General features: G+C 66.7%; 21 protein-coding genes. 6 read left to right on the top strand and 15 right to left on the bottom strand.

Translation table 11 applies throughout. The features are described from left to right. Nucleotides 1-60 precede the first annotated feature (60 nt). Both CEK65_RS16235 and CEK65_RS16230 read right to left on the bottom strand, forming a co-directional pair. Complete coding sequence (locus CEK65_RS16235; RefSeq protein WP_152182350.1) at nucleotides 61-1,926, bottom strand: feruloyl-CoA synthase; 1,866 nt, start codon at nucleotides 1,924-1,926, stop codon at nucleotides 61-63. Nucleotides 1,927-2,008: 82 nt separating this feature from the next. Beyond that, nucleotides 2,009-2,839, bottom strand: coding sequence for a p-hydroxycinnamoyl CoA hydratase/lyase (locus CEK65_RS16230; protein ID WP_017908079.1), 831 nt, complete (start codon nucleotides 2,837-2,839; stop codon nucleotides 2,009-2,011). 326 nt (nucleotides 2,840-3,165) lie between these two features. On the opposite strand from CEK65_RS16230, the gene CEK65_RS16225 reads away from it, so the two are divergent. Next, complete coding sequence (locus CEK65_RS16225; protein WP_152182349.1) at nucleotides 3,166-3,483, top strand: hypothetical protein; 318 nt, start codon at nucleotides 3,166-3,168, stop codon at nucleotides 3,481-3,483. A 252-nt stretch (nucleotides 3,484-3,735) separates the two neighbouring features. On the opposite strand, the gene CEK65_RS16220 is transcribed toward CEK65_RS16225, so the two are convergent. From CEK65_RS16220 to CEK65_RS16205, 4 genes are all read right to left on the bottom strand, one after another. Then, entirely contained in the window at nucleotides 3,736-4,626 is an 891-nt protein-coding gene (locus CEK65_RS16220) for an alpha/beta fold hydrolase (RefSeq protein ID WP_152182348.1), read from the bottom strand. Between the two features lie 2 nt (nucleotides 4,627-4,628). Next, nucleotides 4,629-5,729, bottom strand: coding sequence for a DUF3182 family protein (locus tag CEK65_RS16215; RefSeq protein ID WP_152182347.1), 1,101 nt, complete (start codon nucleotides 5,727-5,729; stop codon nucleotides 4,629-4,631). Between the two features lie 37 nt (nucleotides 5,730-5,766). Next, nucleotides 5,767-5,970, bottom strand: coding sequence for a hypothetical protein (locus CEK65_RS16210; RefSeq protein WP_152182346.1), 204 nt, complete (start codon nucleotides 5,968-5,970; stop codon nucleotides 5,767-5,769). Between the two features lie 234 nt (nucleotides 5,971-6,204). Next, complete coding sequence (locus tag CEK65_RS16205) at nucleotides 6,205-6,636, bottom strand: hypothetical protein (protein WP_152182345.1); 432 nt, start codon at nucleotides 6,634-6,636, stop codon at nucleotides 6,205-6,207. A gap of 305 nt (nucleotides 6,637-6,941) precedes the next feature. Here CEK65_RS16205 and CEK65_RS16200 point away from each other — a divergent pair, with 305 nt between their 5' ends. Continuing rightward, entirely contained in the window at nucleotides 6,942-8,564 is a 1,623-nt protein-coding gene (locus tag CEK65_RS16200; RefSeq protein WP_152182344.1) for a SulP family inorganic anion transporter, read from the top strand. 959 nt (nucleotides 8,565-9,523) lie between these two features. On the opposite strand, the gene CEK65_RS16195 is transcribed toward CEK65_RS16200, so the two are convergent. Further along, nucleotides 9,524-10,693, bottom strand: coding sequence for a putative peptide maturation dehydrogenase (locus CEK65_RS16195; protein ID WP_152182343.1), 1,170 nt, complete (start codon nucleotides 10,691-10,693; stop codon nucleotides 9,524-9,526). A 107-nt stretch (nucleotides 10,694-10,800) separates the two neighbouring features. Here CEK65_RS16195 and CEK65_RS16190 point away from each other — a divergent pair, with 107 nt between their 5' ends. Then, on the top strand, nucleotides 10,801-11,121 hold the full coding sequence (locus tag CEK65_RS16190) for an NHLP-related RiPP peptide (protein WP_081613457.1): 321 nt from the start codon (nucleotides 10,801-10,803) through the stop codon (nucleotides 11,119-11,121). Here CEK65_RS16190 and CEK65_RS16185 read toward each other — a convergent pair. The 4 genes from CEK65_RS16185 to aceB form a co-directional block, all read right to left on the bottom strand. Beyond that, nucleotides 11,073-13,709: a putative peptide modification system cyclase gene (locus CEK65_RS16185; RefSeq protein WP_152182342.1), complete on the bottom strand. Its 2,637-nt coding sequence runs from the start codon at nucleotides 13,707-13,709 to the stop codon at nucleotides 11,073-11,075. The two genes, CEK65_RS16190 and CEK65_RS16185, sit on opposite strands and share 49 nt — an antisense overlap. Before the next feature lie 28 nt (nucleotides 13,710-13,737). Beyond that, nucleotides 13,738-14,781 (bottom strand): GGDEF domain-containing protein, encoded by a 1,044-nt coding sequence (locus CEK65_RS16180; protein WP_152182341.1) that lies wholly within the window; start codon nucleotides 14,779-14,781, stop codon nucleotides 13,738-13,740. 248 nt (nucleotides 14,782-15,029) lie between these two features. After that, nucleotides 15,030-16,325 (bottom strand): isocitrate lyase, encoded by a 1,296-nt coding sequence (gene aceA, locus CEK65_RS16175; RefSeq protein ID WP_017908067.1) that lies wholly within the window; start codon nucleotides 16,323-16,325, stop codon nucleotides 15,030-15,032. Nucleotides 16,326-16,468: 143 nt separating this feature from the next. Next, nucleotides 16,469-18,112: a malate synthase A gene (gene aceB, locus CEK65_RS16170; protein WP_152182340.1), complete on the bottom strand. Its 1,644-nt coding sequence runs from the start codon at nucleotides 18,110-18,112 to the stop codon at nucleotides 16,469-16,471. Between the two features lie 108 nt (nucleotides 18,113-18,220). Here aceB and CEK65_RS16165 point away from each other — a divergent pair, with 108 nt between their 5' ends. The 3 genes from CEK65_RS16165 to CEK65_RS16155 all read left to right on the top strand — a co-directional run bounded on the left by CEK65_RS16165 (nucleotide 18,221) and on the right by CEK65_RS16155 (nucleotide 20,411). Then, nucleotides 18,221-19,189: a LysR family transcriptional regulator gene (locus CEK65_RS16165; RefSeq protein WP_152182339.1), complete on the top strand. Its 969-nt coding sequence runs from the start codon at nucleotides 18,221-18,223 to the stop codon at nucleotides 19,187-19,189. Between the two features lie 75 nt (nucleotides 19,190-19,264). After that, nucleotides 19,265-19,987: a helix-turn-helix domain-containing protein gene (locus CEK65_RS16160; RefSeq protein ID WP_152182338.1), complete on the top strand. Its 723-nt coding sequence runs from the start codon at nucleotides 19,265-19,267 to the stop codon at nucleotides 19,985-19,987. Nucleotides 19,988-20,057: 70 nt separating this feature from the next. After that, complete coding sequence (locus tag CEK65_RS16155) at nucleotides 20,058-20,411, top strand: VOC family protein (protein WP_152182337.1); 354 nt, start codon at nucleotides 20,058-20,060, stop codon at nucleotides 20,409-20,411. A 125-nt stretch (nucleotides 20,412-20,536) separates the two neighbouring features. On the opposite strand, the gene lepB is transcribed toward CEK65_RS16155, so the two are convergent. The 4 genes from lepB to dcp form a co-directional block, all read right to left on the bottom strand. After that, on the bottom strand, nucleotides 20,537-21,166 hold the full coding sequence (lepB, locus tag CEK65_RS16150; protein WP_152182336.1) for a signal peptidase I: 630 nt from the start codon (nucleotides 21,164-21,166) through the stop codon (nucleotides 20,537-20,539). 134 nt (nucleotides 21,167-21,300) lie between these two features. Next, nucleotides 21,301-21,693: a hypothetical protein gene (locus CEK65_RS16145; protein ID WP_152182335.1), complete on the bottom strand. Its 393-nt coding sequence runs from the start codon at nucleotides 21,691-21,693 to the stop codon at nucleotides 21,301-21,303. A gap of 155 nt (nucleotides 21,694-21,848) precedes the next feature. Then, nucleotides 21,849-22,358 (bottom strand): hypothetical protein, encoded by a 510-nt coding sequence (locus CEK65_RS16140; RefSeq protein ID WP_226980609.1) that lies wholly within the window; start codon nucleotides 22,356-22,358, stop codon nucleotides 21,849-21,851. A gap of 103 nt (nucleotides 22,359-22,461) precedes the next feature. Beyond that, a partial coding sequence (gene dcp, locus CEK65_RS16135; protein WP_152182333.1) for a peptidyl-dipeptidase Dcp occupies nucleotides 22,462-24,451 on the bottom strand: 1,990 nt, incomplete at its 5' end.

The raw sequence follows: 24,451 nt of genomic DNA, 5'->3' as shown, positions 1-24,451 counted from the left end.
GAAGCCAGTGGTGCGAAGAAGCGCGATCCGGCTATGCGGTGGCGCGGCCGAGTGGTGCGGTCATGACGGCGGCGCCGCCACCGCGCCCGGTGCGGTGCCGGCGTAGAGCTGTTCGACCAGCGCCGCCCGCGCGCGCAGCACGTTGCGCTGGTTGATCGACCCCTTGTCGGTGATTTCGCCCGCCTCCAGGTTCGGCGGCAGCTCCAGCCACGCCGCGCGCGCGACATGGCTGGCGCTGCCGGTGGCGCTGCGGTTGAGCGTGTCGAGCAGCCGCTGCAGCCAGGCGCGCACCGGCGGCGCCTGCAGCACCTGCGCCGTCTCGGCCTGCGCCGGCAGCCCGGACAGCGCCTGCAGCACGTCCAGCCGCGGGAACAGCAGCAGGCCGATGGCGTCGCGGTCGGCACCGGTGACCACCACGTCCTGCACGTACGCGGCACCTTCCATCAGCACCCGCGTGCGCAACGGGCCGACGCTGACGAACACGCCGGAAGACAGCTTGAAGTCCTCGGCCAGGCGGCCGTCGAACAACAGGCCGCGCTCGGGATGCTGCGGATCGATCGGCTTGAGCGCGTCGCCGGAGCGGTAGAAGCCTTCCTCGTCGAAGGCCTCGGCGGTCTGCTGCGGCGCGTTCCAATAGCCCGGCATCACGTGCGGCCCGCGGAAGCGCGCTTCCAGCTTGTCGCCGACCGGCACCAGCTTGACCTCGCAGCCCGGCGCCGGCACGCCGACGTCGCCAGGCGTGTTGCTGGTGCCGTGGGTGAAGGTGCACGACGGCGCGCACTCGGTCATGCCCAGGCCGGCGAGCATGCGGATGCGCTCGCCGCAGTGCGCCTCGGCGATGCGTTCCAGGCGGTCCCACACTTCCTGCGACAGCGCCGCGGCGGCGAAGAAGAACATGCGCATGCGCGACAGGAACGTCTCGCGCAGCGCCGCATCCTGTTCCAGCGCCTGCGCCAGTTGTTCCCAGCCGCGCGGCACGCTCAGGTACACGGTGGGCGCGATCTCGCGCAGGTTGCGCAAGGTCTGCTCGAACAGCGCCGGGGTCGGCTTGCCGTCGTCGAGGTAGAAGCTGCCGCCGTTGTACAGGGCGATGCCGATGTTGTGGCTGCCGCCGAAGGTGTGGTTCCACGGCAGCCAGTCGACCAGCACCGGCGTCTGCCCGAGCACCGGGAAGGTCTGCAGCAGCATTTGCTGGTTCGCGCACAGCATGCGCTGGGTGGTGATCACCGCCTTGGGCAGCAGGGTGGAGCCGGAGGTGAACAGGAACTTGGCGATGCTGTCCGGGCCGCAGGCGGCGAAGGCGGCATCGGCCGCGTCCAGCGCGCGCGGCGCCAGCAGTTCCTCGAAGCGCAGGCAGGCGCGATCGCGCAGGGTGCCGCGCACGCACACCGCCGGTACATCGGTGGGGAACACGGCAGCGATCGCCGGGGCGAACGCGGCGCCGTCGCTGGCGAACAGCAGGCCCGGACGCAGCACCTCGGCCACATGCCGCAGCTTGGCGAAGTCGCGCGACAGCAACGCATAGCCCGGCGACACCGGGCAGTACGGGATGCCGGCGTACATCGCCGCGAACGCGAGCTGCAGGTGCTCCAGGTCGTTGCCGGACAGGATCGCCAGCGGCCGTTGCGCCGACAGGCCCATGTCCAGCAGATGCGCGGCGATGCGGCGGGTGCGCTCGAGCATCTGCGCGTAGCTCAGGCGCCGCCACTGCCCGGCGTCGTCGCGCTGCGCCACGAAGGTGGCATCGGGGGTGTGCAGCGCCCAGTGCTGCAGGCGCTGCAGCAGGTGCCTGGGCAGCGGCGCCAGCGGTTCGCGCGCGCGCAGGCGCAGCACGCCGTCGGCATCGCGGTGGACCTCGGTATCCGCGTGGCTCAGTCCGACAGGACGGTAGCGCGCGGCGGTGGCAACGGACTCAGCGGCATTCATCGGAACCATCCGGGGGAGAGAGACGGCACGGCGTGCGGCAACGCCGCCGCGGCCCCCGCGGGGCCGCAGGCGACGCGACGGGTCAGCGCTTGTAGGTCTGCAGACCGGGCTTGATGGTTTTGTCGTCCAGGAATTGCTTCAGGCCCTGTTGCCGGCCCTTCTCGGGATCGCGGTGATTGGACTGGTCGACCTTGGCGTACAGGTAGTCCTCGTTCTGCTCCCAGGTCAGCTCGCGGCAGCGCTTGAAGCCGTGCTTGGCGAAGCGCAGCACCACCGGGTTCTTCTGCTGCAGTTCCTGCGCCAGCTTGGTCACTTCCTCACGCAGCTGCGCGCGCGGCACGCTGGCGTTGACCAGGCCCATCTGCGCCGCCTCGGTGCCGGTGAAGGTGCGCCCGGTCATGATGTAGAGCATGGCGTTGCGGTGGCCCATGGTGTCGGCGACGGCCTTGCTGACCAGGTTGCCCGGGGGGATGCCCCAGTTGATCTCCGACAACCCGAACACCGCTTCGTCCGCGGCGATGGCCAAGTCGCAGGCGACCAGCGGCGAGAACGCGCCGCCGAAACACCAGCCGTTGACCGCGGCGATGGTCGGCTTGCTGTAGAAGCGCAGCAGGCGCCACTGCCACTGCGAGCAGTCGCGGCGCATGCGCTCCTGCACGATCTCTTCCTTGCCGTCGGTCTCGCGGAAGTATTCCTTCAGATCCATGCCGGCCGACCAGGATTCGCCGGCGCCGGTCAGCACCAGCACCTCGGCGCTGCTGTCCAGCTCCAGCGTCTCCAGCACGTCGATCATTTCGCGATTGAGGGTGGGACTCATCGCGTTGCGCTTGTCCGGCCGGTTCAGGGTGACCCAGGCGATGCCTGCGTCGATCTCGACCTGGACGGTCTGCCAGCGGTCTTGGTAGCTGCTCATGGATAGGCCTGCATGGGGAGGGGGGAGAGAGCGGATCACTTAGGACTGATAATAGTTATAGATCATCATTATTTCGGCGCAAGCTGCAGTGCAGCATGGCGGGCGGCGCTGTGGCGGGAGCATGGCGGCCCGCCCATGGGCGGGGTGACAGCAACCGCGATACGAATTCTTTGGACTCGCGAAGGGAGCAAGCCATCCCAGGACCTTGGATCCGCCACCGCATCACCGCGAGCCTTCACGCCCAGCGAACGCAATGCTCACAGGGGGCGTTCAGTCCCGGGTTAGCATCCAGCCCACAGGGGTTCCGTCGACACCGGGGTGATGTGATGCACACCGTCTCCGCGCTTGACCAACCGACCCACGCTCGCGTCAGCATCGATCTGGACGCCGAGATGGCGTACTGGCAGCAGGCCCATGCCGAGGGCCGTCTCGGCCGCCAGGGCTTCGCCGACTACGCGCAACTGCTGAAGATCGGTTATGACGTGTACCTGGCCTACCCGCGCGCCAACGAGGCGCAGCTGTACCGCGTGCTGCAGGACGCTTATCACCAGTGCGCGCCGATGCTGTCGGTGCCGTGGGACGAGGCGCGCTGGCTGGTGCGGCATGCCTGGCAGCACCTGGCGCATTCGGGGCGGCGGCACTGAACAGCGCCCAGCGCAGCCGGGCATATCGTCGTTGCCAGGGCAGGAGCGGCGTCAGCCGCGACGGGCGTTACCGAGAATGCTTGTCGCGGCCGACGCCGCTGCTACGCTGCGTCTTCGGTCGTGATGGAAGGCGCCCCCGAGGCGCCGTCTCCTGGCGCAGCGGCGACAACCGGATAGCAGCCCATCGCGCGCACGGCACACCGCGGCGTGCGCCGCGTGTTGCTGTTGCACGCATCCGGCACCGCATGCGGCTCAACGCGACGAAGCGGGTGGCGAGGCGCTGTGCTCCTTCGCTTCCAGGCGCCCATGGAACGCGTTCGATCCCTTGCCGGGCGCCGTCGCCGCCTCGCCCTCGCTGCGCTTGAGGCGCTGCTTGCGCTGTTCGACCACGCGGCTGGCCAGTGCCACGCGGCGCCCGATCACCATGTCGGTCAGCCAGTCGATCAGGTGGCGCGTATAGGCGGCCTGGTGCGCCTTCTCGGTCAGCGCGTGATCGGCGCCGGCGATCATGCGCGTGGTCAGCGAGCGTGCGTTGGAGAACGCTGCCGCGTAGTTGTGCAGTACCTGGCTCGGCACGATGGTGTCGCGTTCGGCCTCCACCAGCAGCACATCGCCGCGATAGCGCTGGCAGGCCGCCAGGGCGCGGTTGTCCGCCGGCGTCACCACGCGGTTGCGGTAGGGCATCAGATCGGGATCGCGGTTCAGCGCGACTTTCGGACCGTCCCAGTGCGCGTCCTTGTACAGCGCCGGCGAGCGCAGGGCCAGCCACTCCACCGGCCGCTCCAGCGTGAGCAACGCGGCCAGGTAGCCGCCGTAGCTCAGCCCAACGACCGCGATCGCGTCCGGATCCACGTGCGGCGACGCCGCCAGGCGATCGTAGGCGGCCTTGATGTCGTTCAGGTTCTGCGCGCGCGTCACCGTCTCGCGCATCGCCGCCAGGCCTTCGTGGCCGCGCAGGTCGAAGGTCAAGCACACGCAACCCAGGCCGGCCGCTTCGCGCGCGCGCACCAGGTTGTGATGCTGGTTGCCACCCCAGCCGTGCACGAACAGCACGCCGGGCAGGCGGCTGGTCGGGGTCAGCAAGGTGCCGCTGAGCGCCGCGCCGTCGACCGGGATGTCGATGCTGGACAGTTCGGCTTCCATGGTCAGGTCACGCTGCGCATGTAGCGGTACTTGGTCAGCAGGCCGGTGCGCGGCTCTTCGCCCACGTAGTACACCTGCGCCCCGGCCGGCGGCGGAGGATGCGCGCCATAGCGCTCGACGGCGGCGGCGACCACGCGTTGCAGAGTCGGCGACTGCTGGAACGCAGCGACCGCGGCCAGTTCCGCCGGCGTGGCGCCGCCGACGCGCCAGGACTGCTCGAGGACGCCGCAGGCGAAGCTGCCATCGGCAAGCAGCCCCTCGATTACGTCGTAGTTGCGGCGCGACGCATAGAAGCCCGGATAGGCCGCAGCCACCAGCCGGTCGTAGTCGCGTGCCTTCAGCACCGCGGTGCGCTGGCGCGGCGGCAACGGCTGTTCCAGCAGTGTGTCGAGGGTGCCGCGGATCACCTGCAGTTCCGAGCCGCCGTACGCCTCGCGGCCGCTGCCATCGCGGGTGACCGACTGCGTGCCGCAGTAGGCGATGGTCACGCCGGCGCAATGTGTTTCGCCGACGCTGAAGGTGGTCGGCTGCTGCAGATGCCGTTCCAGCACCACCCCATGCTCGCGCAACGCGTGCGCGGGCAGTGTCGCCAGCGCCGCATCCAGCGCCTGCGCGTCGCCGAGCAGCACCTGCCCGAGCCCACCGACGCCATGCGGCAGCTTCAGCCGCACCGGGCCGCCGTCGCACAAGCGCGCGTACGCGCGTCGGGCATCGGCAGCGCTGAAGGCGGCGTAGCCCGGCAGCGTGGCGGACGCCAGCGCCGCGCCCAGGTCGGGCTGCCACCCGTCAGGTGACTGCGCATCGCTCTCGATCAGCGGATGGCTGATCGCCTTGGTGGCGACGAAGGCGTACGGCACCACACCGCCCAGCAGATCGGCCGCCGCGTGCACGCCGAGCTGCTCGGCCTGCGCGGTGGTCAGGGTGTCGTCGGGCACGCAGAACGCACCCGCACCGGCGGCACAGCGCTCGTCGTGCACGGGCAGGTGCATCAGCCGCCCCACTTCGGCGACCACCCAGGCATGCGTGGCTGCCTCGTGGCCCCCGGACACGGTCTCCCGCACCTGGCAGGCGCGGACATTGGCATGCACGGTGGATCGGGCCATGCGGAACGCTCCGTGCGGATTGGAAAGACGCGCTGCCTCAGCCATGGTCGTACCACTGCAGCAGCAACACGGCGGCCGCGGCCAGCGCCAGCAGCGCAGCAACCACGCGCAGCCAGCGGCTGGCGCGCAATTGCCGCCACCAGGCAGCGGCTTCGGACGTGCCGCTGGCATCGCGCGCGCGTCGACGCTGTGGCGCGGACGCGGAAGGAGGGGCCGCAGACTGGCGGTCGTCGTGACGCATGGCGCAAGGCTGTCGCGCACGCTGTCGCATGGTGGTGAACGCGATGTGGTGTGCGTGTCATCGCGCGAAAACAAGGGCCGGCCGCGTCCGGTCAACCGCATCATCGCGTAGGCGATGCGCGTCGCGCTTGCGGTAAAGAGGACTCAGTGCGAGCACACAGCCAGTGCGAGCAATAGCGTCATCACGGTCGATCGTCAGCGCAGCAACGCACGAACGCTGTCGTCGACACCGTAGTCAGGCCGCCGCCGTCGCCGTGGCATGGTGAGCGGGCAAGCGGGCATCGATCCGGTGCTTGCCGGCCAGCGCCTGCATGCCCTGCAAGGTGGCCTGCACCGCGCTGGCATAGCCGCTGCGCCATAAGTCGGCGCGCGACTGCCGCGATGCCGCCGCATTCAGCGCCAATGCGAAGGCCTGCACGCGCGGATCGGCCAGCGCGGCGCGCTCCAGGAAGGGCTGCTCCGGGGCGATGACGTCGACCGGGGCCAGCCAGGCGTCGGCGACCAGCTCGGCCACGCCGGCGCGGTGCGAGAGCTGGTGCATGGCGCTGAGCGTTTCATGCAGCATTTCCAGGCACGCCCATTGCCACAGCGCGGCCTTGTACTGCGGGTCGGCCTGGTCCAGGGCGGACAAGGCGCCATCGACATGATCGATGCGAAGATCCTGCATGGCCGACTCCACGATACGGCGTTGCGATCCGCACATTCTGCGCGGCGAAAGTGAGCGCAACGTGAGTCGTGCGGCGGCGGTGGCGGTGGCAGCGTACAGGCGGTCACAGCGGGCGCGGCGGCAGCCATCGCGTATACTGGCCGCGCGCCTGCTCGCGCCGCTCTCTCACTACGCGCTTCCCATGACGCCACCCTGACACCCGCAGCTTGCATCGGCCCGCCTCGACGGCAGGCCGCAAGTTGTTGGTTTTCCATTGCATACAGCGAGCGCTGCCCTGCGACAGGGCGGTGTCGGGAGCGTATACCTTGAAATTTTCCTCTTCCCTGCGCCAGTCCTGGTGCGGCAATCTCCGTGGCGACGTGCTCGCCGGCCTGGTCGTGGCATTGGCGCTGATTCCCGAGGCGATCGCGTTCTCGATCATCGCCGGCGTCGATCCCGAAATCGGCCTCTATGCCGCCTTCTGCATCTGCGTGACCATCGCCTTCGCCGGCGGGCGCCCCGGCATGATTTCCGCCGCCACCGGCGCGATGGCGCTGCTGATGATCGGCCTCGTCAAAGAGCACGGCGTGCCCTATCTGCTCGCGGCCACGCTGCTGACCGGGGTGCTGCAGATCCTGGCCGGGCTGTTCAAGCTCGGCGCGCTGATGCGCTTCGTCTCGCGCTCGGTGATCACCGGCTTCGTCAATGCGCTGGCGATCCTGATCTTCATGGCACAACTGCCCGAACTGATCGGCGTGCCCGTCCCGGTCTACCCGCTGGTCGCGCTGGGTCTGCTGCTGATCTACGGCCTGCCCTGGCTGTCGCAGCGCAGTTTCCCGGGTATCGGCCTGTGGCTGCTGGTGCTGGGCGCCGCCTTGACCGCCGGTAGCATGGCGCCGTGGACGCTGCTGCCGGTCGCCTTGGGTGGCGCCGCGGCGCTGCTGTTGGGGCACCGCTGGACGCGCGGCCTGGCCGTGCCGCCGCCGTTGGTGGCGATCGTGCTGCTGACCGGGCTGGCACTGTACTTCGGCATCCACGTGCCCACCGTCGGCGACAAGGGACAACTGCCCGATCGCCTCCCCAGCCTGCTGCTGCCGGCCGTGCCGTGGACGCTGGAAACGCTGCGGATCGTGTTCCCGGTCGCGGCGACGATGGCCGTGGTCGGCCTGCTCGAGTCGATGATGACCGCACAGATCGTCGACGACATGACCGACACGCCCAGCGACAAGAACCGCGAATGCGTGGGCCAGGGCGTGGCCAACATCGTCAGCGGCCTGTTCGGCGGCATGGCCGGCTGCGCGATGATCGGGCAATCGGTGATCAACGTGAAGTCCGGCGGGCGCGGCCGGCTGTCCGCGCTGGTCGCCGGCAGCGTGCTGTTGCTGCTGGTGGTGTTCGCCGGCGCCTGGGTGCGGCAGATCCCGATGGCCGCGCTGGTGGCGGTGATGATCATGGTCTCGGTGGGCACCTTCAGCTGGCGCTCGCTGGCGCAATTGCGCACCCATCCGACCAGCTCCAGCGTGGTGATGCTCGGCACCGTCGCGGTGACCGTGGCCACCCACGACCTGGCGCGCGGCGTGCTCACCGGCGTGCTGCTGTCGGCGCTGTTCTTCGCGCGCAAGGTCGGGCGCATGCTGCACATCGCGCGCAGCGAGGACGCCGATGGCGGCCACACCTACCGCATCCGCGGCCAACTGTTCTTCGCCTCGGCCGGCGGCTTCGCCGGTGCCTTCGACTTCGCCCACGCGCCGGCACGGGTCACCCTGGATCTGAGCGACGCGCACGTCTGGGACATCAGCGCCATCGGCGCGCTGGACCAGGTGGTGATGAAATTCCGCCGCCACGGCGCGCAGGTCCAGGTGCTGGGACTGAACCCGGACAGTGCGGCGATGGTCGGGCGGCTGGGCAGGCACCAGCGCGACGATGTGGAAAGCGTTCCGCTGCATTGAGGCCCGGCCGGGACGATCGTGTCGGCACGGCGGCACGGCGCAGCGCGCGGTCACGCCGCGCGCCGTCCCGCGTGCCGACATGGCGACGACATCGGCCGAGTAAATATCCCCCGGCAAAGCTGGGGGCTTTAGAGATGTGAGCTGCTAAAAGCGGCTACGGCGGCGCTACGCGCCTCCCTTATTAGGGCCACCTGAAGGTGGCCGACTACCTCAGCAACTGCAATTAGTCCAAGCGCCGACCGCATTCCAGAATCCACACTATTTTGAATCCGGAAAATTGTCCAAGAAATTTGTCAACAAAAACAATTAGACCTTACTCTGAGGAAAAGCCCGGCGAGCAGCGGCTCGCCGGGTGTTTTTTTGTATCAGATCGCCAGGAACTTACCGTCGGCGCGCCACTTCTTCCGAGTCTAGCGCACCCGATATGTGCTTCGCCGCTCACTCTTATTTCTCGAGCCGCGCCTTGCGCAATGGATCCAACTCACTTTTCCAATCTCGTCAGCTCGCCAATCGAATCCGCCAATAGCCATCGGTCCTTCTTGCATCGGATCCAACACCAAATGCGCTTAGATTTTCACTTCGTTAATCGCTGAATTCACGAATGCGTCCACACCAAGCTCGGTCGCGCTCGGATACGGTTTCTTGGCGATATCACCGACATCGAAAATAGTGGCAAGCGATGCTTTTGCATGCCGTCAGCACCTCCAGAAGCTTCGCTCAAAGCGTGTAATGAGCACCAGCAATACATGAGCATTGGAGTGCCATGTTGGCCAGCCGATGCTTCTGCTATCAGGCCCGGTAGCGCATCATGCCTGGTCGCGATCGGCTCCAATGCACGACTGACCAAATGATAGGATTAGACTGCTAGCACAACACTGTCGACGCGCTGCACGATCAGACAGGTCTCCTTCGAATGCAAGCCGGCACCCGAGGGTACGCTTTTAAATCACCTTTGATATTCAACCGTCCTTAGACCACACCTCGTTTCTTGGGTCGAACTCACTGGTCTCCATTTTTTCGCCGCGCCAGCCAAAGCCGCAGACCGCCACCACACCTTGTTGCATCGGGTCCAAAGCCAGAGCTTTCTCGATGTCGGCCTCGTTGATGGCGGATGTCACGAACGCTCCCAAGCCCAGCTGCGTGGCACTCACGTACAGCATCTGTGAGATATGTCCTATGTCCAAAAGCACCGCTCGGTATGCCTTGGCATGCAGTCGGTACTTCCAGAAACTGCGTGAAAACCGCAATACCAGAACGATCATGACCGGCGCATCAGCGAACCAGTGCTGACCTGCAAGTGCCAATCTGGCAAATACGTCCAACGGCGCTTCCGGCGGCGGCAGAGGCTGCAGTGCGTGTTCGATCGGGTGGTAGTGATACAACCCCGGGGCCAAGCCTTCGACGCGATTCACCAGCAAATACGCTTCTACCGGATGCAACCCTCCCCCGGAGGGAACGTACTTCTTAAGAAAGACGGTATCTTCCTGTACGCGTACCTGGGCGTGCGCCATCAAAGCGCGCTGCAACATTCTCGCAAGCAACTCCTGCGACAGTGAGCGCTGGATGTCGAAGTTGCGGCATGTCGTTCGCCTTGCGAGCAGGCCATCAAACTCGTCCTCAGGCAAACGCGGCATCCGTATCCGATTCAGTGCATCACCACGTTCGCTTACCGCAGGCGGCGGCGCACCCAGCTTGGTTCGCAACTCCACAGCGGTCGTCATCTCGCCCTCGGCCATTGCCGTTACGCTGTCCACCGACTGCCAACGGCTATGCCGGTGCATCAACGCGGCCATGGGCCACCAGTGTCCGCAGCGGAGCGCGTCGTCGCGCCGCCGGTGCTCGCAATCCTCGTCGTCGCTAATCAGCAGACCATGGGACAAGAGCCTCTTGACGGCTTCTTTCGGATAGCCTTCTAATCGCGCATCGTCGATCCATTCGCCAGGACCCACATCCCCCAGGATTTCGCGTTCGACTTCGCTCACGTCTATCTCGCCGTCCACATGCGCGGCCAGGGCCAGCCAACGTCGCTCGCGCGCCAGTCCATTCCCCCCCGACAGGAGCGACCTGACATCCACGGACACACTTTCGCGATTTTCAAAGAATACGATTGCACACCGACGTAACCGCATAAACCCTCAACAAAGGACTTCCACGACAATAAAAATTCTTCAAAAGATCCACCGAGCAACCGCGACCGTATGCCTGCGTCGCATGACTACAAAATCAGGGGACCCCAATGAGCCAGAATGACGAATACACTCCGTTTAGTCACGACGCCGCCTATAACTTGATCGACAAGCTATCCAGCGACGACGCGTTCCGCAACTTGTTTGTCACCGACCCCGCAAAGGCGATGGAAGAAGTCGGGGTTCCCGAGGACATCATTCAAGTGGCGCTGGGTAAAGACAAGTGTCTTGATGTCAAGAACCTTGCGCCCAAAGAAGAACTGGCAGCTGCAAAAGATCTTCTGATTGAATCCCTGACATCGAAAACGGCCTACCATGTCGTTCACTGCTTCGAGGCCGGAGAAGTGGATTCGAGCCTTCGCAGGAAGTAATCGGGAAGCCTGTCTACAGGCCAGTCGCGGCGAAAGCTCGAGAGTGATTGCCGCGCCTGCTGCGCATCGCCCATGGCGCCCCAGGTCCGCGCCGAGCTCAGGTGGGCGAGAGTACAATCGGCGATGTTCATACTCTGGAAAGCCTGGCCTCCGAACGGCTCCGCGTAAGCCAATCCGCGGTGGCGGGCTATCCAGTCATCCTGTTGCAGCGCCTGCTTGTACTGTCCTGCCGCATAAAGCGCATCGCGCAAGGCAACGTGCATCTGGAAAGGTTCGTTACCGTCGATTTTGGTAGAGAGATAGCTGACCGCCTGATCGGGGGCCTTCATAAGCCGCAACTTTTCCGCCTTTGCAATCGCGACGAACTGATGCACAACAGGGTTGCTGGTCTTTGTAGCAAGTGGCAGCAAGGATGCGAGCATCCTGTCACTCGCGGCGACATGGCCCGCTCTTTGCGCCAACCTGATGACCGCAAGAGCATTCACCAACAGGTCGTCGCGGTCGCGGACATCGCCCTCGGCAACCTCCCTCATTATTTCGTCAAACAGCCGATCCAGACCGGCCAAGTCCATGGCATCGGGCTCGACCAGGTACTTGATCGTACTAGCCATAACCCTCAGCGGATATTTGGGCAGGGGAGGAACATCTGAGGATCCGCTTGCCGCTTGTGTTGCCAGTACCCGCGCATCTTCGAGACTGCCTTGGTCCACTGTAACGGCTACTTTCTCGAAGATGCTGAGCATGCCATCCCCGCCCATGCCGCTCATGGAAAGGGAGTCGAGTATTTTCCGTGCGTCAGAAAAATTTCCAGATGCGGCTAACGCTGCCGCGTGATATCTCGTCTTTTTGTAGCCACCGATGTCTTCGGCCGTCGAAAATGCGGCAACGGCATCCGCATAGTCCTCTTTAGCCAAGAGCGAACGTCCCTTTAGCTCGAAGGCAACATCCCTTAAAGGATTTTGCTGCACCGCGAATCCATCGACTTCACTCAATGAGGCATCGTAGTTTCCAGAATTGAACTGGTACCAGGCGCTTTCTGCAATTCCCGCATAAAAATCCGGATACATGCCAGCCAGCATCTTCCACTTGGCCGGCGCTACACGCCAGTTGTCCGCCTGAAACTCCGCTTCCCAAGCATCCAGATAAAGCGCGTCGCGGGGCGGTAAATGGCTGCGAAGCGAAGCTGCCTTCAATAAATAGGGCTGCGCTGCGGCGTTATCGGAGATGGATACATACACCCGCATGATGCCCATATAGGCTAGCGCGAACTCGTTGTCGAGCTCGATCGCTTTCTGAAAGTACTGCAGCGCGCTCTTGAAGTCGCGACGGGTGTAGAAGTTTATGGCGACTGCATAGGCTCTTAAAGCATCAAGACTACTGGTCGTAACTTTTGGAAGGGGAGCAGAATTGCTGCTGATGCTATCCATGGCTTCGCCAAGACCTTGGCGCAACGAAGTCGCCACCTGGTCGACGGAACCCAATACGGAGCCAAGTCCCTTCCCATCCGCGGACTCTACTGCAACGGTGGTCTGTGTACGCGGATCCACTATCTCCGCACTCAAGCGGATGCGCCCACCTATCTCTGCAATCGTAGGCAAAATGACCGCACGCGCATCATCGCGCATCGCGACTTCGGAGGCGATGACGCGATCAACCTTGGTGCTGTCCGGGTCGCGCCGCATCCTGCTCAATGTATCGCGGACCTTGAGATCGCTGAGGACGTTTACATAGCGCGATTGTTCCAAACTGATGCGAAACGCCTGCTCCAGGGAATCATCCAGCACTGCATCGCCCGTCAGATTCCGCAAATCCCCCACCACCACCCAGTCGCGTTCGGCGAAGGCGATGGCCGGCTGCGGGCGGGTGACGAACCAGGCGCCGACGGCGAACGCGGCGATCAGCGCCGCTTCCGCCGCCAGCGCCGCCGGCCGCCGCCACAGCGGGATGTCGCGCCAGGCCTTGGGCGTGGGCTTGGGCGCGCGCAGCGGGGTGTGGCCGATCTCGCCGACTTCGTAGATCTCCAGCGGGGTCGGCACACCCTTGAAGCGCCAGCGGCCGTGGGATTTCCACAGCAGGCGCTCGCCGCGTTCGCCCAGCTCGCGCGCGGCGCGGTGGGTCAGCGACTCGGCCACCGCCGACAGCAGGATCTGCCCGGGCCGGGCCAGGGTCATCAGCCGCGCCGCGGTCGGCTTGGCCAGGCCTTCCACCTCCAGCGGCTTGGCGCCCACCTGCACGGCGGCGTCGCTGTTGCGCCAGGTCAGCACTTCGCCCACATGCAGGCCGGCGCGCACCTTCAGGTCCAGCGCGCGCGACGCGCCCAGCGCATGCAGGCCGCGGCTGTAGTCCAGGGCGAAACCAAGACCGTCGATCGGCCGTTCGAACAACAGCAGCAGCCCGTCGGAACGGTCGATCAGGCGGCCGCGCCAGCGCTGCTGCAGTTCCAGCACCAGCGAGTCGTGCAGCTTGAACAGCTCGGCGGCGTTGGCGTCGCCGAGTTTTTCCACCAGCGCCACCGAGTCGCACAGGTCGGTCAGCAGCAGGGTGCGCAGCTGCGGGACCTCGGGCTGTGGTGCGGTGGCATCGGTCATGGCGGCGGCTCGGCGGGGACGCGGTAGCTCAGCAGGGGGCGGAGGTGAGGTCGTGCCAGTACAGCCGGTTGCCGCCCTGGCGCTTGGCTTCGTACAGCGCCGCGTCGGCGTTGGCGTACCAGTCGTTCCAGTCCGAATGCGGATCGACGCGGCTGATGCCGATGCTGACCGGGCAGATGTGCGGCGCCGGGTGCGGCACGCCCAGCAGGTTCTGCACGGTGGCGAGCACGAACTCGCCGATGCGGCGCAGGTCCTCGACCGTGCCGGCGGCCACCAGCAGGCAGAACTCGTCGCCGCCCAGGCGGCACGCCGTGTCGTCCGGCCCGGCCACCGAGCGCAGGATGTTGGCGACGTTCTGCAGCACGCGATCGCCAACCAGGTGGCCGTGGGCATCGTTGATGTGCTTGAAGCGGTCGCAGTCGATCAGCAGCAGGCCCGGGCCGGGCGAGCGGCCATCGCGGCGACACTCCTGCAGGCGCAGGATCAGTCCGCGGCGGTTGTGCAGGCCGGTCAGTTCGTCGGTCCGCACCAGTTCCTCGGTCTGGCTGAGCTGGTGGGTGGTGGCGTAGAGGTTGTCCAGCGCCGCTTCCAGGTCGCGGTTGCGCCGACGCAGCTGACGGATCAGGGTCTGCTCGTTCATCACCACGCGCATGATCGTGCGGCGCAGGAAGTAGGCGACCACGCCCGGGTCGCGCTCGACCAGGCGCTGGAAGTCGTCGTGGTCCAGTTCCACCAGGGCGCCGTCGCTGGCGGCGAGCGCGTCGGCGCTGCGCATGTGGTTGCCGATCAGCAGGCCCAGCTCGCCGAAGAACTCGCCATGGCCCAGGTGCTTGACCACCAGGTCCTCGCCGAAATCCAGATCGATCACGCCGCTGGTGATCACGAACATCGCGCTGCCGCCGTCGCCACGGCGGAACAGCACATCGCCGGCGCGCACCGTCCGGGCGCGACCGAACTCGGAAAACAGACGCAATTCTGCGGCGGTCAGCACCGCCAGCTCGTTCGGCTTCGGAGCGACCGCAGCGTTGGAAATTGTGCCGCGTGCGGTGGATGCGGCGCTGTCGCAGCTCATCCGGCCCCCTAATGTGACGTCGCTGGCCCTGTCCGCGGAGCATAGCACCTACACGCCGCGCTCACGATACGTTTCACAGGCAATCTCGCCCCTGCAAGAGACATCGCAAGCCGCCGCTGCGGCGATCTGTCGCACGCGGTAGACAGCGCCGTTCCGCCGACGGCAGCGCATGAAAAAAAGCCCGGGCGAACCCGGGCTTCCCACCTCCTGCCAGGGAGGGGCGATCGATCGGCGCGCCTGGCTGCAGGTCAGGCCGCTTTCTCGCCATGGAACTGCTCTTCCTCGGTCGAGCCCTTCAGCGCGGTGGTCGAGGACTGACCCTGCTGGATTGCCTGGGTCACCGCATCGAAGTAGCCGGTGCCGACCTCGCGCTGGTGCTTGACCGCGGTGAAGCCGCGGTCGGCGGCGGCGAACTCGGCCTCCTGCAGTTCGACGAAGGCGCTCATCTGCCGGCGCGCGTAGCCATGCGCCAGGTTGAACATCGAGTAGTTCAGCGCATGGAAGCCGGCCAGGGTGATGAACTGGAACTTGTAGCCGTAGCTGGCGATCTCGCGCTGGAACTTGGCGATGGTGGCGTCGTCCAGGTTCTTCTTCCAGTTGAAGCTGGGCGAACAGTTGTAGGCCAGCAGCTTGCCGGGGAACTTGGCGTGGATGGCCTCGGCGAACTTGCGCGCGAACTCCAGATCCGGCTTGCCGGTCTCGCACCAGATCAGGTCGGCGTAGGGCGCGTACGCCAGGCCGCGGCTGATCGCCTGGTCCAGGCCCTTGTGGGTGCGGAAGAAGCCCTCGACCGTGCGCTCGCCGGTGGTGAACGGGCGATCGTTGGGGTCGATGTCGCTGGTCACCAGGTCGGCGGCCTCGGCATCGGTGCGCGCCACCAGCAGCGTCGGCACGCCCATCACGTCGGCGGCCAGGCGCGCGGCGTTCAATTTCTCGATCGCCTCGCGGGTCGGCACCAGCACCTTGCCGCCCATGTGCCCGCACTTCTTCACCGAGGCCAGCTGGTCCTCGAAGTGCACGCCGGCCGCGCCGGCCTCGATCATCGCCTTCATCAACTCGAAGGCATTGAGCACGCCGCCGAAGCCGGCCTCGGCATCGGCCACGATCGGCTGCAGGAAGTCGATCTCGTCCTTGCCCTCGGCGTGGTGCAACTGGTCGGCGCGCAGCAGGGTGTTGTTGATGCGCTTGACCACCGCCGGCACCGAGTCGGCCGGGTACAGCGACTGGTCCGGGTACATCTGCCCGGCCAGATTGGCGTCGGCGGCGACCTGCCAGCCGGACAGGTAGATGGCGTTGAGCCCGGCCTTGACCTGCTGCATCGCCTGGTTGCCGGTCAGCGCGCCCAGCGCGTTGACGAAGTCCTTTTCGTGCAGGTACTTCCACAGCTTCTCGGCGCCGAGCCGGGCCAGCGAGTGCTCCACGTGCACCGTGCCGCGCAGGCGCACCACGTCGGCGGCGGTGTAGTTGCGGGTGATCCCGGCCCAGCGCGGATCGGTGTCCCAGTCGCGCTGGATCTGTTCGGCGGTCTGCAGCGTGGTGCTCATCTGGCGTTCTCCTCGAAATGGATGCAGCGATGAAACGGTGGGGGTGTGGCTGGATTGAAGGCGTGGCCGGCATGGAAGGGGTCCGACGCGGGAACATCGCTTTCACGATTCCCCATTCCCGACTCCCCACTCCCGGCTTCCAATCAATCGATCAACTGATAGGCCGGCAAGGTCAGGAAATCGGCCAGTTCTTCGTCGCGTGTCAGCCGATCCAGCAGCGCGATGGCCGCGTCCACGCGCGCCCCGCCCGGCAGCAGCGCGCGCTCGCCCAGCCGTGCCGGCAACTGCCGCAGGCAGGCGTCGAACAGGGCGAAGTCGATGGCGGTGCCGTCGTCCAGGTGCAGGCCGCCCACGTGCAGCCACTGCCACAGCTGGCTGCGGCTGATCTCGGCGGTGGCGGCGTCCTCCATCAGGTGGTGGATCGGCACGCAGCCGTTGCCGTCCAGCCACGCCGCCAGGTAGCGCACGCACACTTCGATGTTGCCCTCGAAGCCGGCGCGGGTGATGGTGCCGGTGGACGGGGCGATCAGCGTGTCGCGGTCGGCCTGCACGTCATCGCGGCGCACCGCGTGCTGGTTCGGCGTGCGCATGTGCTCGTCGAACACGGCGCGGGCGATCGGGATCAGCGCCGGGTGCGCCACCCAGGTGCCGTCGTGGCCGGCGGTGACCTCGCGCAGCTTGTCCGCGCGCACTCGCGCCATCGCCTGCTCGTTGGCCGCCTCGTCGTGGCCGATCGGGATCTGCGCGGCCATGCCGCCCATCGCATGCGCGCCGCGGCGGTGGCAGGTGCGGATCAGCAGTTCCGAGTAGGCCTTCAGGAACGGCTGGGTCATGGTCACCTGGCCGCGTTCGGGCAGCACCCGGTCCGGATGCCGGCGGAAGGTCTTCAGGTAGGAAAAGATGTAGTCCCAGCGGCCGCAGTTCAGGCCGACGATGCGCCCGCGCAGCGCATGCAGGATCTCGTCCATCTCGAACACCGCCGGCAGCGTCTCGATCAGCACGGTGACCTTGATCTGGCCCTGCGGCAGGCCGAGCATGTCCTCGATGTGGGCCAGTGCGGTCTCCCACAGCGCCGCTTCCTCCATCGACTGCAGCTTGGGCAGGTACAGATACGGACCGCGATCCTTGGCCTGCAGCGCGCGACCGTTGTGGAAGGCGAACAGCGCCGCATCGAACAGGCCACCGGCCAGCGGTTGGCCGTCGACCAGCACGTGCTTCTCGTCCAGGTGCCAGCCGCGCGGGCGCACGATCAGCACCGCCTGCTCCTCGTAGGGCCGCAACGTATAGCGCTTGCCCGGACTGCCGTCGCGCGCGGCCGGCGCGGTGAAGGTCAGCGTCCCGGCCACCGCCTCGGCCAGCGCACGCTGGCCGGCGACCAGGTTGCGCCAGGTCGGCGCGGTCGAATCCTCGAAGTCCGCCATGTACACCTTGGCGCCGGAGTTCAGCGCGTTGATGACCATCTTCGGATCGGTCGGGCCGGTGATCTCGACCCGGCGGTCCTGCAGCGCCTCGGGCAGCGGCGCCACCTGCCAGTCGCCGTCGCGGATCGCGCGGGTGTCGTCGCGGAAGTCCGGCAGGCCGCCGGCGTCGAAGATCGCCTGGCGCTCGCGCCGCGCGGCCAGCCGCGCCTGCCGCTCCGGCTCGATCGCCCGGTGCAGCGACACCAGCAGGGCCAGCAGCGGCGGCGGCAGCAAGGCGTCCTGGCCGGCCAGCGAGGCGGTCAGGGCGATACCCGGCGTGGAGCGCGTGGACGGGTCGGGAGCGGCAGCGAAAGCGGGGGCGGACATGTGGGGATTCCTCGATGTTTCCGGGGCTCCACCGTGCTGCCGACGCATGTATTTGACAAAGCAGTTTTGTCAATGATTTATATAAGTACACCTTATATCCATCACCTCATGGCCACGGGAAGCGCTGCAACCCCTCGATTTCCCTACAAATCCGACCGGCTCAAGCCGCTGCGCGCGTTCTGCCAGACGGTGCGGCTGGGGGCGGTGTCGCGCGCCGCGGAGGCCTTGTTCGTCAGCCAGCCGGCGGTGACCCTGCAGTTGCAGGCGCTGGAACGCGAACTGGGCGTGGTGTTGTTCGAGCGCAGCGGCCGGCGCCTGGTGCCCAGCCGCGAGGGCCAGTTGCTGTACGAGATGGCGCAGCCGTTGGTGGAGAGCCTGGACCGGCTGGAGGCGGATTTCCGCGAGAAGGCGCGCGGGCTGGACGCCGGCGAACTCAACGTCGCCGCCAACAGTTCCACCATCCTCTATCTGCTGCCGAAGATCGTGGAGGCCTTCCGCGCCCGCCACCCGCAGGTGCGGCTGACCCTGCACAACGCGATCAGCGCCGACGGCACCGACCTGCTGCGCGAGGACGCGGTGGACCTGGCGGTCGGCTCCATGCTCGACGTCCCCGCCGACCTCAGCTACGCCCCGGTGTACCGCTTCGAACAGTTGCTGATCGCCCCGCCCGACCACCCGCTGGCCCGCAAGCCGAGGCTGACCCTGGAGGACCTGTCGCCGTACCCGCTGATCCTGCCGCCGCGGCGCCAGGTCACCTATCGCCTGGTCGACCTGGTGTTCCAGCAGGCGCGCGTGCCCTACACCGTGGCGCTGGAGGTCGGCGGCTGGGAAGTGATCAAGCAGTACGTGGCGATGGGCATGGGCGTGTCCATCGTCAGTTCGATCTGCCTCACCGACGCCGACCGCGCGCGCCTGGCCACCCGCGCCCTGGGCGATTACTTCCCGGCGCGCAGTTACGGCGTGGTGGTGCGCAAGGGCAAGTACCTGTCGCCGCAGGCACGCGCCTTCATCGAGCTGATCCAGCCAGACCTGTTCACCCCGCGCGGCTACGACGAGAGCGGGCCCTCGGAGCGGTAGCCGCGCACGCCGCGCGTCAGCGCCGCCCTTGGGCTCTGCTACCGTGGTGGCACACCCGCTGCACACCGACCGCCCGTGTCCCTGCCCTCCCGCTACGCCGAAGCCGACGCACCCCCGGCGCTGCGCGACCGCCTGCGCTGCAGTTGGCGGTTCCGCCAGGGCGAAGCCGAGACCGCCGCGACGCAGGTGCTGCCGGATGGCTGCGTCGACCTGATCTGGGACGGCCGCGCCCTGTTCGTGGCCGGGCCGGACCGCCGCGCCACCGATGCCATATTGGCGTCAGGCAGCGTGCTCACCGGCGTGCGCCTGGCCGCCGGTGCCGGCGCCAGCCTGCTCGGCGTGCCGCTCCACGCCATCGCTGACCAGCGTGTGCCACTAGAGGCGCTATGGGGCGTCCGCGGCCGCGACTGGCAGGCACGGATGGAAGACACCGCCGATCCGCTGACGGCTTTGCACACGCTGTGCGCGAGCCGGCCGCTGCACCGCGACTCCGCGATGGCCTGGCTGTTCGCACAACTCGCCGGCGACGCACCGCCGCGGCTGGACTCGCTGACCCATGCGCTGGGCGTCAGCGAACGCACCTTGCGGCGACGCAGCCACGACGCGTTCGGCTACGGCGCCAAGACACTGGAGCGCATCCTGCGCCTGCAACGCTTCCTGGGCCTGGTCCGCCAGCATCCCAGCCTGACCGCGGCCGCCCTTGAGGCCGGCTACGGCGACGCACCGCACCTGGTGCGCGACAGCCGGCAACTGACCGGCCTGCGCCCGCGCGACCTGGTGCAGCGGCACGCGCGCTGAGCTGGCCGTTTTCGCCAAGTCGGCAGCCGCACCGTGGTCGATACTGGCGCCCCGTCCAAAGGAACCGCCCATGTCCCGCGCCGAACAGCATCACCGCATCGACTATCTGGAATTCGCCGTCGCCTCGATCGCCGCGGCCAAGGCCTTCTACGGCCAGGCCTTCGACTGGACCTTCCAGGACTACGGCCCGGACTACTGCGAATTCCGCGACGGCCGCCTGAGCGGCGGCTTCTTCCACGGCACGCCGCAACCCGGCGGCGCCCTGGTGGTGCTGTACTCCAACGACCTCGCCGCCACCCAGGCGCGCATCGAAGCCGCCGGCGGCCGCATCGTGCGCCCGCTGTTCGACTTCCCAGGCGGGCGCCGCTTCCACTTCGCCGACCGCGACGGCTACGAGCTGGCGGTGTGGTGCGAGGGCTTCTGACGGCACCGCGGCACCAGCAGGTTGCCTCCGCAGGAGCGGCTTCAGTCGTGACAGGCACTCCCGGTAACGCCTGTCGCGGCTGAAGCCGTTCCTACGGATCAGATCGCGTCATTGCGCGCGGTGCCCTACAGCCGCGCCCACTCGAATCCCTCGCCGCGGCGGTAGAACACCGCCAGCGCCTTGCCGTAGACGCTGTCGGCATCGACGAAGCCGAAATAGCGGCCATCGAAACTGTCGCCGCGATGATCGCCCATGACCAGCAGTTTGCCGGGCGGCACCCGCACGTCGTGCAGATCCGGGCCGCCGCCCGCGTCCAGATCCAGCCGCGCGATGCGCGCGCCGAAGCGCTCGGCATCGCCGGCCGCGCCCACCTGCAGTGGCTGACCGTTGATGGCGAGATGGCCGTCGCGCACATCCACACGATCGCCCGCCACCGCCACCACGCGCTTGATCAGGCGGGTGCCGTCGTGCGGCGAATCGAACACCGCCACATCGCCGCGCTGCGGCCGGCCGCGTTCGAACACGCGGTACTCGGTGAACGGCACGCGCAGCCCGTAAGCGCTCATGTCCACGGCGACGCGATCGCCGGGCTGCAGGGATGGCTGCATCGAGCCGGAGGGCACCACATAGTGATTGGCGAAGGACGACCGCGCGGCGGTGAGCAGCAACAGCATCACCACCATCGGCAGCAGTTCCTTGCGGCTCCAGCGCGCGGCGCGCTGCAGGCGGGTGGCATGCGGATCGGCGTGGGTCATGGGGCACCTGTGGCGAGCGAGGGCGGCACGGGTCGTGCCATCGCGACAGTGCGCGCTCTGCGGCTCGCGGGGCCAGTGACGAAAGGCATGGCGCCGCCCGGCACAGACGCCTGCCGACACCATGCAGACGGCAACTACTTGCAGTCCGGAAACTCGCCCACTTTGACGACCGGAGGCAGACGTTCCTCGTTTCCGCCATCACTCCCTTGCTCGCCATCGAGATAGGTGATCCGCGCGCCTTTACCGTCGCGACGCACCGCGTAAAGCGGTTCGTTCCGGTCGGAGTACACCACGAGCTTTCCGTCTTCGACGCGCGTCGACAACAAGGCCGGCGTCAAAGGCCCGCCCTCGTAGCGCTGGATCAACAGCCGAGTGCCATCGACGGCAGGCAGGATCCATAGCGTCATCCCCAGCAACTCCCCCTCTTCCTCGATGCGACAGACGTTGGAGAAGCTTTGCGGCCGCGATGCGCTGAAATGCGCCGACCCCAGCGCCGCACCCGCCAGGAGCGCCATGGCAAACATCATGCTTCGATACTCTCATGCATCGGATGGATAAATCAGTAGCGATCATGCCGCACTGTTTAGACACCGCCACCAGGCGATTCGGGCGCGCCCTTCCCCGGCCGCAGCGCGCGTCAGCGTGCGAGCAAAAGAACGGCAGTCACGCCGTCGGCCGATGCCTACGGCATGACCTCGATGCGGTTGGACGTAGCGGCCTTGAGGGAACCCACCTGACCGGAAACATTCGCGGAAGTTTTCGCCGGAAGTTCGCGGTACCGCAACAAAGGCTGCACAGCCACCAAGTAGCGGCGTCCAGGGACAATCCCGTAGTTCCGGGACAGATCAACCGTCGCGGATTTCGACTCTCCCGGCAACAGGATCACGTCGGGCGTCGAACCCGGCAACCGACTCACGTAAATGCCATGGTAATCCACCAGGCTTCCGTCTTCCTGCAGCACTCGTAACACATTCGCTTGCAGTCGCCCGTCGCGGTTCACCTCGGGGATATCGGCATCCGGCACCGCGATCGGCTGATCGCCCACGTTGGCCAGGGTGATCGTGATGACCGCTGTGCCCGTGCTCTCACTGGCTGCTTGCGCGTGTTCCAGTCGGATGTCCAATCGCCCTGCGGCAGACGCCGCAAAACAGGCGCCCAGCAGCGCCATACCGACACTCCAGCGTCCCTTCATGAGCATCTCCTTGTGGTGGATAGAGTATCCGGACACTCCAACGAAAAACGGGATGGCCGCAAGGCCATCCCGTTCTCGACACACCCGGTCGGCGCAGCGCCGATCAGTTCTTCAGACCGCGGTTTTCCAGCAGCGGCTCGACGCTGGGGTCCTTGCCGCGGAAGTCGCGGTACAGGGTGGCCAGGTCGACGGTGTTGCCGCGCGAGAGGATCTTGGCGCGGAAGATGTCGCCGTTGGCGCGGGTCAGGCCGCCGTGCTCCTTGAACCACTGGAACGCGTCGTCGTCGAGCACTTCCGACCAGAAGTAGGCGTAGTAGCCGGCCGAGTAGCCGCCGCCCCAGATGTGGTCGAAATAGGTGGTGCGGTAGCGCGGCGGCACTTCCGGCAGGTCCACCTTGTACTTCTTCAGCGAGTCGGCCTCGTACTTGTCCACGTCCTGCAGCGGCGCGTCGGCCGGCAGGGTGTGCCAGGACAGGTCGAGCAGCGCCGCCGACAGGTACTCGGTGGTGGCGTAGCCCTGGTTGAAGGTGCGCGACTTCTTGATCTTCTCCACCAGGTCGGCCGGCATCGCTTCGCCGGTCTGATAGTGCTTGGCGTAGTGCGCGAACACCTTCGGATCCGACGCCCAGTGCTCGTTGAACTGCGACGGGAACTCGACGAAGTCGCGCGAGGTGGCGGTGCCGGCCAGGGTCGGGTACTTCACGTTGGAGAACATGCCGTGCAACGCATGGCCGAACTCGTGGAACATGGTGGTGACGTCGTCGAAGCTCAGCAGCGCCGGCTGGCCCGGGGCGGGCTTGGTGAAGTTGCAGACGTTGTAGACCACCGGCTTGGTGCCGGTCAGACCGTTCTGGCCGACGAACTCGTCCATCCAGGCGCCGCCGGACTTGCTGTCGCGCTTGAAGTAGTCGGTGTAGAACAGCGCCAGCGACTTGCCGTCCTTGTCGAACACTTCATAGACCTTCATCCCGTCGTGGTAGGTGGGGATGTCGGTGCGTTCCTTGAAGGTGAGGCCGTACAGCTGGTTGGCGGCGTAGAAGACGCCGTTCTGCAGCACGTTGTCCAGTTCGAAGTACGGCTTGATCTGCGCTTCGTCGAGGTCGTACTTGGCCTTGCGCACCTGCTCGGCGTAGAAGTCCCAATCGGCGGCGGTGAGCTTGAAGCCGCCCTTCTGCGCGTCGATCACCTTCTGCATCTCGGCCGCTTCGCTGCGCGCCTTGGCGGTGGCGGCGGGCACGGTGTCGGTGAGCAGCTTCAGCGCCGCGGCCGGCGTCTTGGCCATCTGGTCGCTGAGGCTGTAGGCGGCGTAGCTGTCGAAGCCGAGCAGCTTGGCCTTCTGCGCGCGCAGCTGCGCCAGGCGCTGCACGGTCTGGCGGGTGTCGTTGGCATCGCCCTTCTCGGCGCGCGACTGCGAGGCGGCCATCACCTGCTGGCGCAGGTCGCGGTCCTTCAGCGAGGCCAGCACCGGCTGCTGGGTGGTGTTCTGCAGGGCCAGCAGGTACTTGCCGTCGAGCTTGCGCGCGGTGGCGTCCTGCGCGGCCGAGGCGATGTCGCCGTCGGACAGGCCGTCGAGCTTGGCCTTGTCGTCCACCACCACCGCACCGGCGGCGGTGGCCGCGACCAGCTTGGTGTGGAACTGCGTGGCCAGGGTGGTCTCTTCGACGTTGAGCTTGCGCAGGGTGGCCTTGTCGGCATCGGACAGCTGCGCGCCGGCGCGCACGAACTCCTGGTATTCGTACTCGACCAGGCGCTTCTGCTCCGGGTCCAGGGTCAGCGTGTCGCGCTGGTCGTACAGGCTCTTGATGCGCGCGAACAGCTTCGGGTCCAGGCTGATCTCGTCCTGGTGCGCGGCCAGCTTGGGCGCGATCTCTTCCTGGATCTTCTGGCGGGCATCGTTGGTGTCGGCCTGGACCAGGCCGAAGAAGATGCGCGACACGCGGGTCAGGGTCTCGCCGCTGCGCTCCATCGCTTCCAGGGTGTTGGCGAAGGTGGCCGGTTCCGGGTTGTCGGCGATCTTGCGGATCTCGGCCAGGTGCTGCTTCATGCCCTCTTCGAAGGCCGGCAGGTAGTCGCTGTCCTTGATCTTGTCGAAC

The organism is Xanthomonas sp. LMG 12459 (assembly GCF_009192905.1).
GTDB classification, from domain to species: Bacteria; Pseudomonadota; Gammaproteobacteria; order Xanthomonadales; family Xanthomonadaceae; genus Xanthomonas_A; species Xanthomonas_A sontii.
The sequence above is the reverse complement of the archived record's forward strand: the minus strand, read 5'-3'. Positions and strand labels throughout refer to the sequence as shown.

Excerpts from the sequence above, each read along its gene's own strand:
- CEK65_RS16235 (WP_152182350.1), bottom strand. The coding sequence starts at position 1,926 with ATGAATGCCGCTGAGTCCGTTGCCACCGCCGCGCGCTACCGTCCTGTC.
- CEK65_RS16230 (WP_017908079.1), bottom strand. The coding sequence starts at position 2,839 with ATGAGCAGCTACCAAGACCGCTGGCAGACCGTCCAGGTCGAGATCGAC.
- CEK65_RS16225 (WP_152182349.1), top strand. The coding sequence starts at position 3,166 with ATGCACACCGTCTCCGCGCTTGACCAACCGACCCACGCTCGCGTCAGC.
- CEK65_RS16220 (WP_152182348.1), bottom strand. The coding sequence starts at position 4,626 with ATGGAAGCCGAACTGTCCAGCATCGACATCCCGGTCGACGGCGCGGCG.
- CEK65_RS16215 (WP_152182347.1), bottom strand. The coding sequence starts at position 5,729 with ATGGCCCGATCCACCGTGCATGCCAATGTCCGCGCCTGCCAGGTGCGG.
- CEK65_RS16210 (WP_152182346.1), bottom strand. The coding sequence starts at position 5,970 with ATGCGTCACGACGACCGCCAGTCTGCGGCCCCTCCTTCCGCGTCCGCG.
- CEK65_RS16205 (WP_152182345.1), bottom strand. The coding sequence starts at position 6,636 with ATGCAGGATCTTCGCATCGATCATGTCGATGGCGCCTTGTCCGCCCTG.
- CEK65_RS16195 (WP_152182343.1), bottom strand. The coding sequence starts at position 10,693 with ATGCGGTTACGTCGGTGTGCAATCGTATTCTTTGAAAATCGCGAAAGT.
- CEK65_RS16190 (WP_081613457.1), top strand. The coding sequence starts at position 10,801 with ATGAGCCAGAATGACGAATACACTCCGTTTAGTCACGACGCCGCCTAT.
- CEK65_RS16185 (WP_152182342.1), bottom strand. The coding sequence starts at position 13,709 with ATGACCGATGCCACCGCACCACAGCCCGAGGTCCCGCAGCTGCGCACC.
- CEK65_RS16180 (WP_152182341.1), bottom strand. The coding sequence starts at position 14,781 with ATGAGCTGCGACAGCGCCGCATCCACCGCACGCGGCACAATTTCCAAC.
- aceA (WP_017908067.1), bottom strand. The coding sequence starts at position 16,325 with ATGAGCACCACGCTGCAGACCGCCGAACAGATCCAGCGCGACTGGGAC.
- aceB (WP_152182340.1), bottom strand. The coding sequence starts at position 18,112 with ATGTCCGCCCCCGCTTTCGCTGCCGCTCCCGACCCGTCCACGCGCTCC.
- CEK65_RS16165 (WP_152182339.1), top strand. The coding sequence starts at position 18,221 with ATGGCCACGGGAAGCGCTGCAACCCCTCGATTTCCCTACAAATCCGAC.
- CEK65_RS16155 (WP_152182337.1), top strand. The coding sequence starts at position 20,058 with ATGTCCCGCGCCGAACAGCATCACCGCATCGACTATCTGGAATTCGCC.
- lepB (WP_152182336.1), bottom strand. The coding sequence starts at position 21,166 with ATGACCCACGCCGATCCGCATGCCACCCGCCTGCAGCGCGCCGCGCGC.
- CEK65_RS16145 (WP_152182335.1), bottom strand. The coding sequence starts at position 21,693 with ATGATGTTTGCCATGGCGCTCCTGGCGGGTGCGGCGCTGGGGTCGGCG.
- CEK65_RS16140 (WP_226980609.1), bottom strand. The coding sequence starts at position 22,358 with ATGAAGGGACGCTGGAGTGTCGGTATGGCGCTGCTGGGCGCCTGTTTT.